The following is a 16,139-nucleotide window of genomic DNA, read 5'->3' as shown; positions in this document are numbered from 1 at the left end:
CTCAACATTCACTTGAGTGGGGTAGACTCAACTTTACGCACGCTGGTCGAGTCAGGAGGAGAGAGCGCACGTGGACGCCGAGCTGACCAACAAGAGCCGGGACGCCATCAACGCGGCCACCAACAGGGCCGTGAAGGACGGGCACGCCGATCTGACCCCGGGGCACCTGCTGCTCGCGCTCCTCGCGGGCGAGGACAACGCGAACATCATCGATCTGCTCGCCGCCGTCGACGCCGACCAGATCGCCGTGCGGTCCGAGACCGAGCGGCTGCTGGGCTCGCTGCCCAGCGTCACGGGCTCGACCGTCGCCCCGCCGCAGCCCAACCGCGACCTGCTCGCCGTCGTCACGGACGCGGCGGAGCGGGCGCGGGACCTCGGCGACGACTACGTCTCCACCGAGCATCTGCTGATCGGCATCGCCGCCAAGGGCGGCCGTGCCGGTGAGATCCTTGCCGGTCAGGGGGCCAGTGCGAAGAAGCTGCTGGACGCGTTCGAGACGAGCAGGGGAGGACGACGGGTGACCACACCCGACCCGGAGGGCCAGTACAAGGCGCTGGAGAAGTTCGGTACGGACTTCACCGCGGCCGCGCGCGAGGGCAAGCTCGACCCGGTCATCGGGCGCGACCAGGAGATCCGCCGGGTCGTCCAGGTGCTGTCCCGCCGCACGAAGAACAACCCGGTGCTGATCGGCGAGCCCGGCGTCGGCAAGACGGCCGTCGTCGAGGGACTCGCCCAGCGCATCGTCAAGGGCGACGTCCCCGAGTCGCTGCGCAACAAGCGGCTGGTCTCGCTCGACCTCGGCGCGATGGTCGCGGGCGCGAAGTACCGCGGCGAGTTCGAGGAGCGGCTGAAGACCGTCCTCTCCGAGATCAAGGAGAGCGACGGCCAGATCATCACCTTCATCGACGAGCTGCACACCGTCGTGGGCGCGGGCGCCGGCGCCGACTCCGCGATGGACGCGGGCAACATGCTCAAGCCGATGCTGGCCCGCGGCGAGCTGCGCATGGTCGGCGCGACGACGCTCGACGAGTACCGCGAGCGGATCGAGAAGGACCCGGCCCTGGAGCGCCGCTTCCAGCAGGTGCTGGTGGCCGAGCCGAGCGTCGAGGACACCATCGCGATCCTGCGCGGTCTCAAGGGCCGCTACGAGGCCCACCACAAGGTCTCCATCGCGGACTCCGCGCTGGTGGCCGCCGCGACCCTCTCGGACCGCTACATCACCTCCCGCTTCCTCCCCGACAAGGCGATCGACCTGGTCGACGAGGCGGCCTCCCGGCTGCGGATGGAGATCGACTCCTCGCCGGTCGAGATCGACGAGCTCCAGCGCGCCGTCGACCGGCTGCACATGGAGGAGCTGGCGCTCAGGAACGAGACCGACCCCGCCTCCCGGGAGCGCCTGGAGCGGCTGCGCCGCGACCTCGCCGACAAGGAGGAGGAGCTGCGCGGTCTCAACGCCCGCTGGGAGAAGGAGAAGCAGGGCCTCAACCGCGTCGGTGAGCTGAAGGAGCGCCTCGACGAGCTGCGCGGCCAGGCCGAACGCGCCCAGCGCGACGGCGACTTCGACACCGCCTCCAAGCTGCTGTACGGGGAGATCCCGGGCGTGGAGCGGGAGTTGGCGGAGGCGTCCGAGGCGGAGCAGGAGGCCGCCAAGGACACCATGGTCAAGGACGAGGTGGGCCCGGACGACATCGCCGACGTCGTCGGCTCCTGGACCGGCATCCCCGCCGGGCGGCTGCTGGAGGGCGAGACCCAGAAGCTGCTGCGCATGGAGGACGAGCTCGGCCGGCGCCTCATCGGGCAGGGCGAGGCGGTGCGCGCGGTCTCGGACGCGGTACGGCGCACCCGCGCCGGGATCGCCGACCCGGACCGGCCCACCGGATCGTTCCTCTTCCTCGGCCCGACCGGTGTCGGCAAGACCGAACTGGCGAAGGCGCTCGCCGACTTCCTCTTCGACGACGAGCGGGCCATGGTCCGCATCGACATGAGCGAGTACGGCGAGAAGCACAGCGTGGCGCGGCTGGTCGGCGCCCCGCCCGGGTACGTCGGGTACGAGGAGGGCGGCCAGCTCACCGAGGCGGTCCGCCGCCGCCCGTACAGCGTCGTGCTGCTGGACGAGGTCGAGAAGGCCCACCCCGAGGTCTTCGACATCCTGCTCCAGGTGCTCGACGACGGCCGGCTCACCGACGGCCAGGGGCGCACGGTCGACTTCCGCAACACCATCCTGATCCTGACCTCCAACCTCGGCAGCCAGTTCCTGGTCGACCCGCTGACCAAGCCGGAGGAGAAGCGGACCCAGGTCCTGGAGGTCGTGCGGGCCTCGTTCAAGCCGGAGTTCCTCAACCGGCTCGACGACCTCGTGGTCTTCTCGGCGCTCTCCGGCGACGAGCTGGCCCACATCGCCCAGCTCCAGATCGACCGGCTCGCCAAGCGGCTGGCCGACCGCCGGCTCACCCTCGACGTCACGCCCGAGGCCCTGGCCTGGCTGGCCGAGGAGGGCAACGACCCGGCGTACGGCGCCCGGCCGCTGCGCCGCCTCATCCAGACGGCGATCGGCGACCGGCTGGCGAAGGAGATCCTCGCGGGCGAGGTCAAGGACGGCGACACCGTACGCGTCGACCGGGTCGGCGACGGTCTGCTCGTCGGTCCGGCGGTCTGAGAGGGCACGCCCGGACAGGGACGGCGTTCTGGAACGTGACACCCGAGGGGTCGGGTGTCACGTTCCCATGCATAGGGGGTGGGGGCCGGCCGCCCGGCCAGGGTGCCGCCGCGGAAACGGAGAATGCGGTGATTTCGGGAATTCGGAGAAATGGTCCCCGCCTGAAGTGATCCATTCTTCAACATCGATATCGCGCCAAACGCTCTCTCCGGTACCGGTGGGCGCTGGCGGCTTCCCCGTCGCCCCCTCTATCCCCTTGTACCGCTTCTGACAAGGGACTTCAGGGCACGGGTCGATGTCGTCCGCCCCGGCGGACACAAATAAACAGGACACCGCGACCCGCCCGTGGCTCCCCGCCCACAGTTGGGATTCGAGGCCGAATTGGGCAGCCGGTAGCGTGCCCGCATGAACGAGCGGATAGGCGATGAGATAAAAAGCGGGCCCAAGAAGCCCCGATCCGACAATCTCTTTCACCTTGGCGAATTCCGTACCCTTTGGGCTGCTTACGCTCAGTCGATCCTGGGCGACCAACTGGCCCGGGTGGCACTGTCGTTGCTCGTTTTCGAACGTACCGACTCACCGGGCTGGACGGCGGCGACCTACGCCCTGACCACCCTGCCCGCGCTGCTGTCCGGGGTGCTGCTCTCCGGTCTCGCCGACCGGTTCCCCCGCCGTACGGTCATGGTCAGCTGCGACCTGATCCGGATGGTGCTGGTCGGGCTGATGGCGCTGCCCGGGATGCCGTTGCCTCTGCTCGCCGGGCTGCTGGTGCTGGCGCAGCTGGCCGAGGCGCCCTTCGGCGCCGCCCAGGGCGCGATGATGCCCACCGTGCTCGGCGTCGAGCGGTACGAGCGGGGCCAGCGGGTCATGCAGATCACCCACCAGGTCGGCCAGCTCGTCGGCTTCGCCGGGGGCGGGCTGCTGGCCGCGTGGCTGGGCAGCAACCGCTCGCTGGCCGTGAACGCGGCGACCTTCCTGCTCTCGGCGGCACTCATCCGGTTCGGGGTGAAGGCCCGCCCGGTGGCGAGCGCCGAGGCCCGTACGGCGAAGCTCGGTGCCCAGGTCGGCGGTGCCGCCGCACTGATCTGGTCCGACCGCAGGCTCCGTTCGCTGCTCGCGCTGGGCTGGCTCGCCGGGTTCATCGTCCTGCCGGAGGGGCTGGCCGCCCCGTTCGCGGACGAGGCCGGCGGCGGGGCGTACTCGGTGGGGCTGCTGCTCGCCTCGCACCCGGCGGGCATGGTGCTGGGCGCGGCCCTGCTGGGGCGGTCCCGGGTCGGGGACGAGACCCGGCGCCGACTGCTCGGCCCGCTGGCGATCGCCGCGAACCTGCCACTGGTCGCCTACTGGCTCGATCCCGGCGTGGGCGTGGCGATGGTCCTGCTGCTGGTCGCCGGGGTGTGTTCGGCGTACCAGATCACCGCCGGGGCCACCTTCGTCCTGCTGACCCCGGCCGACCGGCGGGGCCAGGCGCTGGGGCTCGCCCGGTCGGGGGTGACCGCCATGCAGGGCATCGGTGTGGCGGCCGGGGGCGCGGTGACCGAGCTGACCGGCTCCTCGGCGAACACCATCGGGGCCTCCGGGCTCCTCGGGGTGGTCTGCGCCGTCCTGGTGGCAGCCGCCTGGACCCGGGCCCGGGGAACCGGGGCGATCCCCGCGAAGGCGTAGCCCGGGGGGTCTACGCCCTGGCGGTGAAACGCGGCTAGGGTCGTCGGCAGGAAACCACGTGCGATCCACAGGAGTACCCAGCGATGTCTATCGATCCGTCCTCGATTCCGAGTTTCGGCGTCCAGCCCGAACCGCAGGCGGCAGGACCCGCGGGCCCTGTTTTCCCCGACCAGGACCTGGTCAAGCAGCTCCTCGACCAGATGGAGGTGAAGTACGGCGTCGACGGCGAGGGTGACCTCGCGGCGGTCTGGGAGGACTTCCGCGTGTACTTCATGTTCCGCGGCGAGGCCGAGCAGCAGGTCTTCGCGGTCCGTACGTTCTACGACCGCCCGCACGCCGTCGACCAGCGTCCGGTCCTCCTCGACGCGATCGACGACTGGAACCGCAACACCCTGTGGCCCAAGGTCTACACCCACACCCACGAGCCCGAGGAGGGCTCCGAGGAGACCGAGGTCTCGGTCCGCCTCATCGGTGAGGCGCAGATGCTCACCGGCACGGGTGTCAGCCTGGAGCACTTCGTCTCCTCGACGGCCAGCTGGATCGGCGCCTCGATCCAGTTCGACCGCTGGCTCCAGGAGCGCCTCGGCCTGGCGCCCGCCGAGGCGAAGGAGGACGGCGAGGAGCAGGCGGACGGCGAGGAGAAGGCCACCGACGCCTGACCCGCCCCCCGAACGCACCCCGGCCCGGGGCGACGGTCACCCGACCGCCGCCCCGGGCCGGTCCGCGTCCCCACCCGATCAGGACGCCGCCCGACGCAGCCGGCCGACCGCCTCCCGCAACACCTCGTCCCTCTTGCAGAAGGTGAACCGCACGAGGCTGCGGCCCGCCTCCGGGTCGTCGTAGAAGACCGAGTTGGGTACCGCGACCACCCCGTGGCGTTCGGGCAGGGCGCGGCAGAAGGCGAGGGCGTCCGTCTCGCCGAACGGGGAGATGTCGGTGGTGATGAAGTACGTCCCCTGCGGCCGGTGGACCTCGAAGCCGGCCGCCCGCAGGCCGTCGGCGAGCAGGTCGCGCTTGCGCCGCAGATCGGCGCGGAAGGTGTCGAAGTAGGTGTCCGGCAGGCGCAGCGCCTCGGCGATCGCGTACTGGAAGGGGCCCGCGCTGACGTAGGTCAGGTACTGCTTGGCGGTCCGTACGGCGGTGACGAGCGGGGCGGGGGCGGTGACCCAGCCGACCTTCCATCCCGTGTACGAGAACGATTTGCCGGCGGAGGAGATGGTGACGGTCCGCTCGCGCATGCCGGGCAGCGAGGCCATCGGGATGTGCTCGCCCTCGAAGACCAGGTGCTCGTAGACCTCGTCGGTGACGACCAGGAGGTCGTGCGCCACGGCCAGCTCGGCGATGGCGGTCAGTTCCTCGCGGGTGAGGACGGTGCCCGTGGGGTTGTGCGGGGTGTTCAGGAGCAGGAGGCGGGTGCGCGGGGTGATCTTCGACCGCAGCTCGTCCAGGTCGGGGCGGAAGGCCGGGGCGCGCAGCGTGAGCGGTACGCGCTGGGCGCCGGCCATCGCGATGCAGGCCGCGTACGAGTCGTAGAAGGGCTCGAAGGCGATCACCTCGTCGCCCGGCTCCAGCAGCGCGAGCATGGCCGCCGCGATGGCCTCCGTCGCGCCGGCGGTGACCAGGACCTCCGTGTCGGGGTCGACGGCCAGGCCGTGGAAGCGCCGCTGGTGGTCGGCGATCGCGGTGCGCAGCTCGGGGACGCCGGGGCCGGGCGGGTACTGGTTGCCCTTCCCCTCCCGCAGTGCCCGGACCGCGGCCTCGCGGACCTCCTCGGGGCCGTCGGTGTCGGGGAAGCCCTGGCCGAGGTTGATGGAGCCGGTGCGTACGGCGAGCGCGGACATCTCCGCGAAGATCGTCGTGCCGAAGCCGTCGAGGCGGCGGTTGAGCAGCGGTCGTCCCTGTGTCATGACTGCCATCCTGCGCGGAAGCTCTGGAGTTGCTCAAGTCTGCTTTGGCCGTTCGGGCGCGGGGCATCCCACCTCCACGCGTGCGGTGCGCGCAGGCGTGGAAGCGGGGGGAGCTCGCTTCGGGGGAAGGGAAGGGCGGGAGCCATGCGTGTGGTCATAGGCGTGATAGCGGCGGCCGTGGTGGTCGGGCTGATCGTGATGATGGTGGCGAGGGCACGGCGGAAGGCGGCGCGCTACCGGAGCGTGCGCCGGGGCTCGGGCGGCGGCGGCACCTCGGGCGGAAGCTGGTGGGCGGGGAACAACAACGCCGCGAGCAGCTCCGCCGGCGGTGGCGGTACGTCCTGCGGCTCGGTGGCCGGTGACTCCGGGAGCAGCTCCGGCGGCCACTCCGGTGGTCATTCCGGTGGGCACTCGTGCGGCGGGGGACACTCCTGCGGCGGCGGTTCCTCGTGCGGCGGCGGAGGCGGCTGCGGCGGGGGAAGCTGACCGGGACATGAAGCACGGCCGAAAGGTGCCTGGTGGGTGAACTCCCGCCGGGCACCTTTTCGTTGGAGGTTTCGCGGGTCGTCCGTGAACAGATGATCCGAGGGGCCCCCGAGGGGATGGAAACCCCGGCAAGTTGGGTAAAAACGCTGTGGATGCGACTTATTCATGGTTCCCTCGGTTGAGAGAACTTTCAGCCCTAGGACCCTAGTTGGACCTGATCGGGCGCTACCCACCTCCCACGAGCAGCACGCCAGGGGGGCGTCCCCTGTCCATGCGTCCATGCTTTCCTGCGGAGCCGACCCATGCTCACGACCCTCCAGACTGCTTATTCAGACACCCGTGCTGCCGACCTCGCCTGGGCGCTGGGGCGCGAACCGCTGCCCGCGCTGGCCGTGCTGGACCTGGACCTCGACGGTGCCAAGTTGCAGATGCGCCTGCTCGGCGCCTCCCATCAGGTGCTCCTCGAGGAGGACCGCGGGACCTGTTCCGAAACCGTCGCCTGTATCCCCGGCAGCAGCACCCCGCTCCCGCTCGGTGTCTCCAAGCGGCTCGGGGGGTGGGAGTACGAGTTCGCGGCCCGCGTCGAGACGCTGTCGGCGGGCTCGTTCGCGGGGCGCGCGCAGGAGCTGCTCGCCCTGGTGGCCGACCATCCGCACGGACTCGCCGGGACGTTCCCCGGCAGCCCGCACGCCTTCACCGCCATGCTCGCCCAGCGGACCGAGGGTCAGGTGCGGTGGCGCACCTGGCACGCGTACCCGCAGGAGGGCCAGTTGGTGGTGACGCGGACCCGGGTGGGGGTGCGGACGCCCGCGGCGGTCTTCTGACCCGGTCCGGTGCCGCGGCCTCCCGCCCTTGTCGGGTGTCGGGATCACCTGCCCGTTCCGTCCAGGTCCGGTCGGCTCCGTCGGGTCCCCTCGGTCTCATCGGCTCCTCGCGCCGCGCCGATCCCTCCAACTCCGTTGTGAGCACGCCATTTGCACCCTTGTGGGTGACAGGCTGCCACGGGTTCGTGACGTAGCGTTCGGTCATGATCGACCAGCAGGTGTCGCTGCGAGGGGGCGCGGCGCGTCTTCCCGTACGACCGAGGACCGGTCGGTGTCTCGTCCTCGCCGCGGTCTTCGTCTGCGCCGCCTGCGGCCTGGTGTACGAGCTCGAACTGGTCGCGCTCGCCTCCTACTTGATCGGCGATTCGGTCACCCAGGCCTCCGTCGTGCTCTCCGTGATGGTGTTCGCGATGGGGGTCGGGTCGCTTCTCGCGAAACGTTTGCGCAGCCGGGCCGCCGAGGGGTTCGGGCTGATCGAGGCGACTCTCGCGCTCGTCGGCGGCTCCTCGGCGCTGGTGCTGTACGCCTCGTTCGCCTGGGTCGGGGAGTCGCGGTTCGCCCTGGTGGGGTTCTCGCTGACGATCGGCATCCTGATAGGCGCGGAGATCCCGCTGCTGATGACGCTGATCCAGCGGGTGGACCGGCAGGACGCGGGCGGTGCCGTGGCGGATCTCTTCGCCGCCGACTACGTGGGCGCGCTGATCGGCGGGCTCGCCTTTCCGTTCCTGCTGCTGCCGGTGCTCGGGCAGCTCACCGGGGCGCTGTTCACCGGGGCGGTCAACGCGGCGGCGGGCGGGGCGCTGGTGCTGTGCGTGTTCCGGCGGGACCTCACCCGGCGCTCCCGGCTGCTGCTGATCCTGTTCAACGTGGTGGTGATCGTGGTCCTGGCCGTCGCGACCGCGCTGGTCGGCGACTTCGAGCGGGCGGCGCGGCGCGCGGTCTACGGGGACGGGGTGCGGGTCGCCGAACAGACCTCGGTCCAGGAAGTGGTGCTGACGGGTTCGGACCGCGACTCCCTCGACCTCTACCTGGACGGGCGGCTGCGGGTCAGCGCGCGGGACGAGTACCGCTACCACGAGTCGCTGGTGCACCCGGCGATGAACGGGCCGCACGCCCGGGTGCTGGTCCTCGGCGGTGGTGACGGCCTCGCCGCCCGCGAGGTGCTGCGCTACCGGGACGTGCGCGAGGTCACCGTGGTCGAGCTGGACGCGGGCGTCACCCGACTGGCCCGCGAGGACCGGGCGCTCTCGGAGCTGAACGGCCACGCCTACCGCGACCCGCGGGTCACGGTGGTCACCGCGGACGCCTTCACCTGGCTGCGGGCGCGCCACGACCACTACGACGTGATCGTCTCGGACCTGCCCGATCCGGGGATCTCCAGCAGCACCAAGCTGTACTCGGCGGAGTTCTACGGACTGGCCGCCAAGTCGCTGGCGCCCGGTGGGCGGCTGGTGGTGCACGGGGGCCCGGCGCTGACCCGGCCGCGTACGTACTGGACGGTCGAGGCGTCGATACGGTCGGCCGGGCTCGCCACCCGCCCGTACTGGATGAGCGGCCGGCCCTCCGACTCCACCGCCGGGCCGGACCGGGCCACCCACCGGCGGCGTGAGGTGGGCGGCTGGGGCTTCGTCCTGGCCGGCCGGGGGAAGCGGCCGGGGCTCGGGCTCGCCGCGGGGACGCCGGTGCTGCGGTCGGTGACGGGGCGGACGCTGGCGGAGGCCGGGCGGCTGGCGGACCGGGCCCGGCCGTCCGGGCTGCCGCCGTCGACGCTGGTGCACCCGAGGTACTGGGAGGAGCGCTGAGGGGCGCGGGGCGGGTGGGTGCGGTGTGGGCCGCTCGGCGGCGAACCGCTGACGTGACGGCCGGGGCTGAGTAGGCTCGGTTTCCATGGAGCATGAGGTGTTCGTTCCGGTTCCGGTCCCGTCCCTCCGGCGGACGCTGGGCGACCCCGCCCGCGTCGCTCGGTGCGTTCCGGGGCTTCAGCAGGACGCCGACGCGTCCGCGGACCCGCTGTCCGGCCGGCTCAGGATCAGGGTGGACGGCCACACGATCACGTACCGGGGCGCGCTGCGGCTCGCCGACGGGGCGGAGACCGGTGCCGGGGACGCTCCGGTGGTCCTGGTGACCGGCGAGGGCACCGAGGCCCGGGGCGGCGGTTCGGTGCGGCTGCGGCTCACGGTCCGGCTGACCGGGCGGGACGGCGGCACGGCGATCGGCTTCGCGGGTACGGCGGACGGCGACGGCCGGATCCTGGAGCTGGACGCGGCGGCGGCGCTCGCGGCGGCCCGGCGGCTGCTCGACCGGTTCGCCCAGCAGCTGGTGACGGAGACGCTGGCGGGCGGCGCCGAGGCCGACGGCGGGGACGGGGCGGCCGCCGAGCGGTCCGTGGGCGAGGCCGTGGAACAGGCCATCGAGGAGGCGGCGGAGGAGGCCGACACGACCGGGGCGGCCGCCGGAGGCACGTCTCCCGCGGACGCGGATCCGGACGCGGACGCGGACGGCGATGCGGACGGGGACTCGGACGAGAACCCGGACGGGGACGCGGACGGGCGCGGGAACCCGCCGGGCACCGGCGCCGTCTTCGACGCCCCCGTACCGCCGCCCTCGCTCGATCCGGTCTCCGAGGTCGAGTTCACCGTTCCCGAGGAGCCCCCGGCGGAGGCCGCGCACGCCCGGCGCACCATGATCGGCCGCAGCGCCGAGGAGGTCGACCACGCGCCGCCGCGCGGCCGGTACGCCCCCGTCCCGTCGCCCGACGCGGTCAACGCGGGCGCCGCGCTCCGCTGGATCGTCCCGGCCGCCGCGTTCGCGGTGGCGTCCGCGGTGGTGGTGACCAGGGCGCTGCGACGGCGGCGGTGAGTGGTGCGGTCCGGGGCGCGCCAGGGCGGTGGCAAGGGTTTTCCCCCGGTCGGGCCGGGTCAGTAACCTCGTCGGGTGAGTAGCAGCGAGAAGGACGTCCGGCTGTCCGTCGGCGACGCAGAGTTGACCGTGAATCCCGCCAACGGCTGTCGCATCGACAGCCTGCGGATCGGTGGCACCGAACTGCTGAGGCAGGGGGACCACTACGGCTGCTTCCCGATGGTGCCGTGGTGCGGGCGCACCAGGAACGGCCTGTTCCACAACGGCGACGTCCCGCACCGGCTGCCGGTGAACGCCCCGCCGCACGCCATCCACGGCACCGGCCGGGACACCGCCTGGCACACCGCCCGAGTGGCCGAGCGCGAGGCGTCCTTCTACTACGACCTGGCCGACCCCTGGCCGTACCCGGGCCGGGTGACCCAGACCTTCGAGCTGTCCGAGGACTCGCTCACCCTCGCCTTCGGCATCGAGACGTACGGCGACTCGTTCCCGGCGCAGGCGGGCTGGCACCCGTGGTTCCTGCGCAGGCTCGGCGAGGACGGCGAGGAGGTACGGCTCTCCTTCGACGCGGCCTGGCAGGAGGAGCGCGGCGCCGACCATCTGCCGACCGGCCGCCGCATCCCGCCGCTGGACGGCCCCTGGGACGACTGCTTCGGGATGCCGGACGGGGTGGAGGTGACGCTCACCTGGCCGGAGCAGCTGGAGCTGACCGTGAAGAGCCGCACCGAGTGGGTCGTGATCTACGACGAGCAGGAGGCGGCGGTCTGCGTGGAGCCGCAGTCCGGCCCGCCGAACGGGCTGAACACCGCGCCCCGGTACGTGACCCCGATCGATCCGCTGGAGATCGCGACGACCTGGAGCTGGCGCCGGCTGTGACGGGCGGTGCCCGGCGGGCCCCGGGAGGCGGCGTGAAAGTCGGCGTCCGGTGTGCCGCTTAAGCTCGTAGCCATGACTGACGTACGTGCTGAGCTGCTCCAGCAGATCAAGGACAAGGCCGTGGTACACGGCAAGGTGACCCTCTCCTCGGGTCTTGAGGCCGACTGGTACATCGACCTGCGCCGCATCACGCTGGACGGCAAGGCCGCTCCGATGGTCGGTCAGGTGATGCTCGACGCCACCGCCGAGCTGGACTACGACTGCGTGGGCGGGCTCACCCTGGGCGCCGACCCGGTCGCCACGTCGATGCTGCACGCCTCCGCCGCGCGCGGGCAGGAGCTGGACGCGTTCGTCGTCCGCAAGGCGCAGAAGGCGCACGGGATGCAGCGCCGCATCGAGGGCACGGACGTGAAGGGCCGCCGCTGCCTGGTGGTCGAGGACACCTCGACCACCGGCGGTTCGCCGCTGACCGCCGTGGAGGCGGTCCGCGAGGCCGGTGGCGAGGTCGTGGCCGTGGCCGTGATCGTGGAGCGCGGTGCGGCCCCGGCGATCGCCGAGGCCGGCCTCCCGTATGTCCACGTCTACTCGGTCGCCGACCTCGACCTGGCCTGACCTGCGGTTTCTTTCAGGGGTGGGGTGTTTCACGTGAAACGCCCCACCCCTTTCGCGTGCCCGTGACCGGTCGGCGGGCCCTGGGACAGGGCCTGGGGCACACCGCCGGGTGGAGCCCGGACGGGAGTCTGGGAAGATGGGGGCGACGATGACGTCGCCCCCAGGTCAGGGAACCAGCACGCACACCCGCATATCCCAAGGAGCGGTCAGATGCCCATCGCAACCCCCGAGGTCTACGCCGAGATGCTCGACCGGGCGAAGGCGGGGAAGTTCGCCTACCCGGCCATCAACGTGACGTCGACCCAGACCCTGCACGCGGCGCTGCGCGGCTTCGCCGAGGCGGAGAGCGACGGCATCGTCCAGATCTCCACCGGTGGGGCGGAGTTCCTGGGCGGTCAGTACAGCAAGGACATGGTCACCGGCGCCGTCGCCCTGGCCGAGTTCGCGCACATCGTCGCCGCCAAGTACGGCATCTCCGTCGCGCTGCACACCGACCACTGCCCGAAGGACAAGCTGGACGGCTATGTGCGTCCGCTGCTCGACATCTCCGCCGAGCGCGTTGCCCGCGGCGAGAACCCGCTGTTCCAGAGCCACATGTGGGACGGTTCGGCCGAGACCCTGACCGACAACCTGGCCATCGGCCAGGAGCTGCTGGCCAAGGCCGCCGCCGCCAAGATCATCCTTGAGGTCGAGATCACCCCGACCGGCGGCGAGGAGGACGGCGTCTCGCACGAGATCAACGACGAGCTGTACACCACCGTCGACGACGCGCTGCGCACCGCCGAGGCGCTCGGCCTGGGCGAGAAGGGCCGCTACCTGCTGGCCGCCTCCTTCGGCAACGTCCACGGCGTCTACAAGCCGGGCAACGTCGTGCTCCGCCCCGAGCTGCTGAAGGACCTCCAGGAGGGCGTCGCCGCCAAGTACGGCAAGCCGGCCGGCAGCCAGCCCTTCGACTTCGTCTTCCACGGCGGTTCCGGCTCCACCGAGCAGGAGATCGCCACCGCGCTGGAGAACGGCGTCGTGAAGATGAACCTCGACACCGACACCCAGTACGCCTTCACCCGCCCGATCGTGGACCACGTGTTCCGCAACTACGACGGTGTGCTGAAGGTCGACGGCGAGGTCGGCAACAAGAAGGTCTACGACCCGCGCAGCTGGGGCAAGTCCGCCGAGGCGGGCATGGCCAAGCGCGTCACGGAGGCCTGCGCCAACCTGCGTTCCACCGGTACCCGGCTGAAGTAGCACCTGGTACGAAGTGTTGTCGAGGGCCCGGCATCCCGTGGGGTGCCGGGCCCCCGGCATGTCCGACACACACATACGCAAGCCGAAGGGGTCGCTGTGGGTTCCAGCGCGCGCTATGACTTCGACACCGTCGTCGACCGCCGGGGCACCTGGTGTGTCCAGTGGGACGGGGTCGCGGACCGGTTCGGGGTGGACGGACTGCTGCCGTTCACCATCTCCGACATGGACTTCCGCACCGCCCCGGAGGTGCTGGACGCACTGCGCTCCCGCATCGACCACGGGGTGTTCGGCTACACGGACTGGCGGCAGGACGACTTCCGCTCGGCGATAGCCCACTGGTACGCGACCCGGTACGGCACGGAGGTGGACACCGGGCAGCTGGTCTACGGGCCCTCGGTGCTCAGCCAGCTCTCGCAGCTGCTCCAGATGTGGACCGAGGAGGGCGACGGGGTGGTCGTCCACACCCCCACCTACGACGGTTTCCGCAAGGCGGTGACCGGGCTCCGGCGGGAGCTGCGCGGGGTGCCGGTGGGGGACGGGGCCGCGCTGGAGCGCGAGCTGGCCCGCCCGGACAGCAAGGTCCTGGTGCTGTGCTCCCCGCACAACCCGACCGGCCGGGTGTGGACGGAGGACGAGCTGCGCACGTTCGCGTCGCTCGCCGCCCGGCACGGGGTCGCGGTGATCAGCGACGAGATACACGCGGACTTCGCGCACGCCGGGCGGACCCATGTGCCGTGGACGCGGGTCGCGGGCGCCACCCGCTGGGCGCTGGTCACCTCCGCGTCGAAGGCGTTCAACTTCCCGGCGCTGTCCGGTTCGTACGGGCTGATCGGCGACCCGGCCGACCGGACGGAGTTCCTGCGCCGGATGGAGACCGCGGAGGGGCTGGCCTCCCCGGCGGTGCTGTCGCTGACCGCGCACATCGCGGCCTACCGGGAGTCGGCCCCGTGGCTGGACGCGGCCCGGGAGTACGTCGCCGGGAACCTGGAGCTGGTCGCGCGGCGGCTGGACGAGGAGCTTCCGGAGCTGGGCTGGCGGCCGCCGGAGGCCGGTTACCTGGCATGGATCGATCTGCGTCCGGCGGGCGTCGAGGGCGACGCGGAGCTCCAGCGGGTGCTGATCGAACGGGAGAAGGTCGCGGTGATGCCGGGCGGGGTGTACGGGGCGGAGGGCTTCGTACGGCTGAACGTGGGGTGCCCGCGCTCCAAGGCCGCCGCCGGGGTGGAGGCGCTGATCCGGGGCGTACGGGCGGTGACGGGCCGGGCGGCGTGAGCCGGGGGACGAGTTGACGCGGGCCGTGTGAGCCGGGGCGAGGTGGCACGGGCCGCGTGACGGTCCGGGTGCGGAGCCGTCGTTCCGATGGCACGGGCCGGGGGAAGCGGGGATGCTGCTCGTATGTCTGACGCAGCCGAGCCGGGAGCCATCCGCGTCGCCTCCGCCACCGGACGCCGGGTGGTCCTCACCACCGTCCTCGGCTCCAGCATGGTCATGCTGGACTCCACCGTCATCAATGTCGCCCTGCCCCGGATCGGCAAGGACCTCGGCACCGACCTGGCCGCCCTCCAGTGGACCGTCAACGCCTACATGCTCACCCTCGCCGGGCTGATCCTCCTCGGCGGCTCCCTCGGCGACCGGTACGGGCGGCGGCGGGTCTTCGTCGTCGGCGTCGTCTGGTTCGCCGCCGCCTCCGCCCTCTGCGGCCTGGCGCCGAACGCCGCCGTGCTCGTCGGCGCCCGCGCCCTCCAGGGCGTCGGCGGGGCCCTGCTCACCCCCGGTTCGCTGGCCCTGATCCAGGCGAGCTTCCACCCCGACGACCGGGCCCGCGCGGTCGGGCTGTGGTCGGGGCTCGGCGGGGTCGGGGCCGCCGTCGGGCCGTTCGTCGGCGGCTGGCTGGTCGACGGGCCGGGCTGGCGGTGGGTCTTCCTGCTCAACGTGCCGCTCGCCGCGATCTGTGTACCGGTGGCGCTGCGCCACGTACCGGAGTCGCGGGACCCGCGGGCGCGGGGCCGCTTCGACGTGCTGGGGGCCGTGCTCGCGGCGCTCGCCCTCGCCCTGGTGACCTACGCGCTGATCGAGGCGCCGGGGCAGGGGGCCTCCGCGCCGGTGATCGGGGCGGCCGTCTGCGGGGTCCTGCTCGGCGCGGTCTTCGTACGGGTGGAGCAGGTCCGGGCGGAACCGATGCTGCCGCCCTCGGTCTTCGCCTCCCGGCAGTTCACCGCCGTCAACGTCATCACCCTCTGCGTGTACGCGGCGCTCGGCGGCTACTTCTTCCTGGCCGCGATCCAGCTCCAGGTGGTGGCCGGGTACTCGGCGCTCGGCGCGGGCACGGCGCTGCTGCCGACGACCGTGCTGATGCTGCTCTTCTCGGCCGCCTCGGGCGAGCTCGGGCAGCGCATCGGGCCCCGAATCCCGCTGACCGCCGGGCCGCTGATCGCCGCCGCGGGCATGCTGCTGATGCTGCGGGTCGGGCCCGGGTCGGGCTCCGTCTCCGGCTACCTCACCGAGGTGCTTCCGGCGGTCGGGGTGCTCGGCGTCGGGCTGGTCACCCTGGTCGCCCCGCTCACCGCGACCGTGCTGGCCTCCGTCGACACCGCCCGGGCCGGCCTCGCCAGCGGGATCAACAACGCGGCCGCCCGTGCCGCCGGGCTGATCGCCGTGGCCGCGCTGCCGCTGCTGGCCGGCATGGGGCCGGAGGCGTACCGGGACGCCGGGGAGTTCGCCGCGACCTTCCGCCGGGCGATGCCGATGTGCGCCGGGCTGCTCGTCCTGGGGGCGGGGATCGCCTGGGCGACGGTGCGTACGCCCGCTCCCGCGCCCGAGGAGCACGAGCAGGCGCGGCCCGAATGCGCGGTGCACTGCGGGATCGCCGCCCCGCCGCTGGAGCCCGCGCCGGAGCAGGACGGGAGCGCCGGGCGGGCGGAGGGGACGGGGCGCGGGCGGCGCGACGCGGGCCGGGCGGGGGACGGTACGGGCTGACCACGCCGGGTATCCCGGCACGCGGGCGCCAGGCAC

Annotated in this window: 13 protein-coding genes; 12 read left to right on the top strand and 1 reads right to left on the bottom strand. The window is 72.4% G+C overall.

From position 1 onward, the window contains the following. Window positions 1–70: 70 nt before the first annotated feature. From clpB to ACF08W_RS24720, 3 genes are all read left to right on the top strand, one after another. On the top strand, window positions 71–2,656 hold the full coding sequence (clpB, locus tag ACF08W_RS24730; RefSeq protein WP_392280562.1) for an ATP-dependent chaperone ClpB: 2,586 nt from the start codon (window positions 71–73) through the stop codon (window positions 2,654–2,656). A gap of 405 nt (window positions 2,657–3,061) precedes the next feature. Further along, on the top strand, window positions 3,062–4,321 hold the full coding sequence (locus ACF08W_RS24725) for an MFS transporter (RefSeq protein ID WP_352275729.1): 1,260 nt from the start codon (window positions 3,062–3,064) through the stop codon (window positions 4,319–4,321). Window positions 4,322–4,404: 83 nt separating this feature from the next. Next, a complete protein-coding gene (locus ACF08W_RS24720) occupies window positions 4,405–4,980 on the top strand; it encodes a YbjN domain-containing protein (RefSeq protein ID WP_385203295.1) in 576 nt (191 codons plus the stop codon). Between the two features lie 78 nt (window positions 4,981–5,058). Here the strand turns inward: ACF08W_RS24720 and ACF08W_RS24715 are convergent, their stop codons facing one another. Beyond that, a complete protein-coding gene (locus tag ACF08W_RS24715) occupies window positions 5,059–6,228 on the bottom strand; it encodes a pyridoxal phosphate-dependent aminotransferase (protein ID WP_392280561.1) in 1,170 nt (389 codons plus the stop codon). A gap of 144 nt (window positions 6,229–6,372) precedes the next feature. On the opposite strand from ACF08W_RS24715, the gene ACF08W_RS24710 reads away from it, so the two are divergent. From ACF08W_RS24710 to ACF08W_RS24670, 9 genes are all read left to right on the top strand, one after another. Further along, a complete protein-coding gene (locus ACF08W_RS24710) occupies window positions 6,373–6,714 on the top strand; it encodes a hypothetical protein (protein WP_392280560.1) in 342 nt (113 codons plus the stop codon). Between the two features lie 302 nt (window positions 6,715–7,016). Continuing rightward, on the top strand, window positions 7,017–7,538 hold the full coding sequence (locus ACF08W_RS24705; RefSeq protein ID WP_385203305.1) for a DUF2617 family protein: 522 nt from the start codon (window positions 7,017–7,019) through the stop codon (window positions 7,536–7,538). 203 nt (window positions 7,539–7,741) lie between these two features. Further along, a complete protein-coding gene (locus ACF08W_RS24700; RefSeq protein WP_392280559.1) occupies window positions 7,742–9,340 on the top strand; it encodes a polyamine aminopropyltransferase in 1,599 nt (532 codons plus the stop codon). Window positions 9,341–9,425: 85 nt separating this feature from the next. Then, window positions 9,426–10,397: a carbon monoxide dehydrogenase gene (locus ACF08W_RS24695; RefSeq protein ID WP_392280558.1), complete on the top strand. Its 972-nt coding sequence runs from the start codon at window positions 9,426–9,428 to the stop codon at window positions 10,395–10,397. Between the two features lie 75 nt (window positions 10,398–10,472). After that, window positions 10,473–11,273: an aldose 1-epimerase gene (locus ACF08W_RS24690; protein ID WP_352275719.1), complete on the top strand. Its 801-nt coding sequence runs from the start codon at window positions 10,473–10,475 to the stop codon at window positions 11,271–11,273. Window positions 11,274–11,345: 72 nt separating this feature from the next. Further along, window positions 11,346–11,885 (top strand): orotate phosphoribosyltransferase, encoded by a 540-nt coding sequence (gene pyrE, locus ACF08W_RS24685; RefSeq protein WP_136326594.1) that lies wholly within the window; start codon window positions 11,346–11,348, stop codon window positions 11,883–11,885. 210 nt (window positions 11,886–12,095) lie between these two features. Then, complete coding sequence (gene fbaA, locus ACF08W_RS24680) at window positions 12,096–13,127, top strand: class II fructose-bisphosphate aldolase (protein ID WP_385203314.1); 1,032 nt, start codon at window positions 12,096–12,098, stop codon at window positions 13,125–13,127. Between the two features lie 96 nt (window positions 13,128–13,223). Next, complete coding sequence (locus ACF08W_RS24675) at window positions 13,224–14,399, top strand: MalY/PatB family protein (protein ID WP_392280557.1); 1,176 nt, start codon at window positions 13,224–13,226, stop codon at window positions 14,397–14,399. 123 nt (window positions 14,400–14,522) lie between these two features. Further along, window positions 14,523–16,103, top strand: a complete 1,581-nt coding sequence (locus ACF08W_RS24670) for an MFS transporter (protein WP_392280556.1) — start codon at window positions 14,523–14,525, stop codon at window positions 16,101–16,103. Window positions 16,104–16,139 lie beyond the last annotated feature (36 nt).

Source organism: Streptomyces sp. NPDC015144 (assembly GCF_043079735.1).
Lineage (GTDB): Bacteria > Actinomycetota > Actinomycetes > Streptomycetales > Streptomycetaceae > Streptomyces.
The sequence above is the reverse complement of the archived record's forward strand: the minus strand, read 5'-3'. Positions and strand labels throughout refer to the sequence as shown.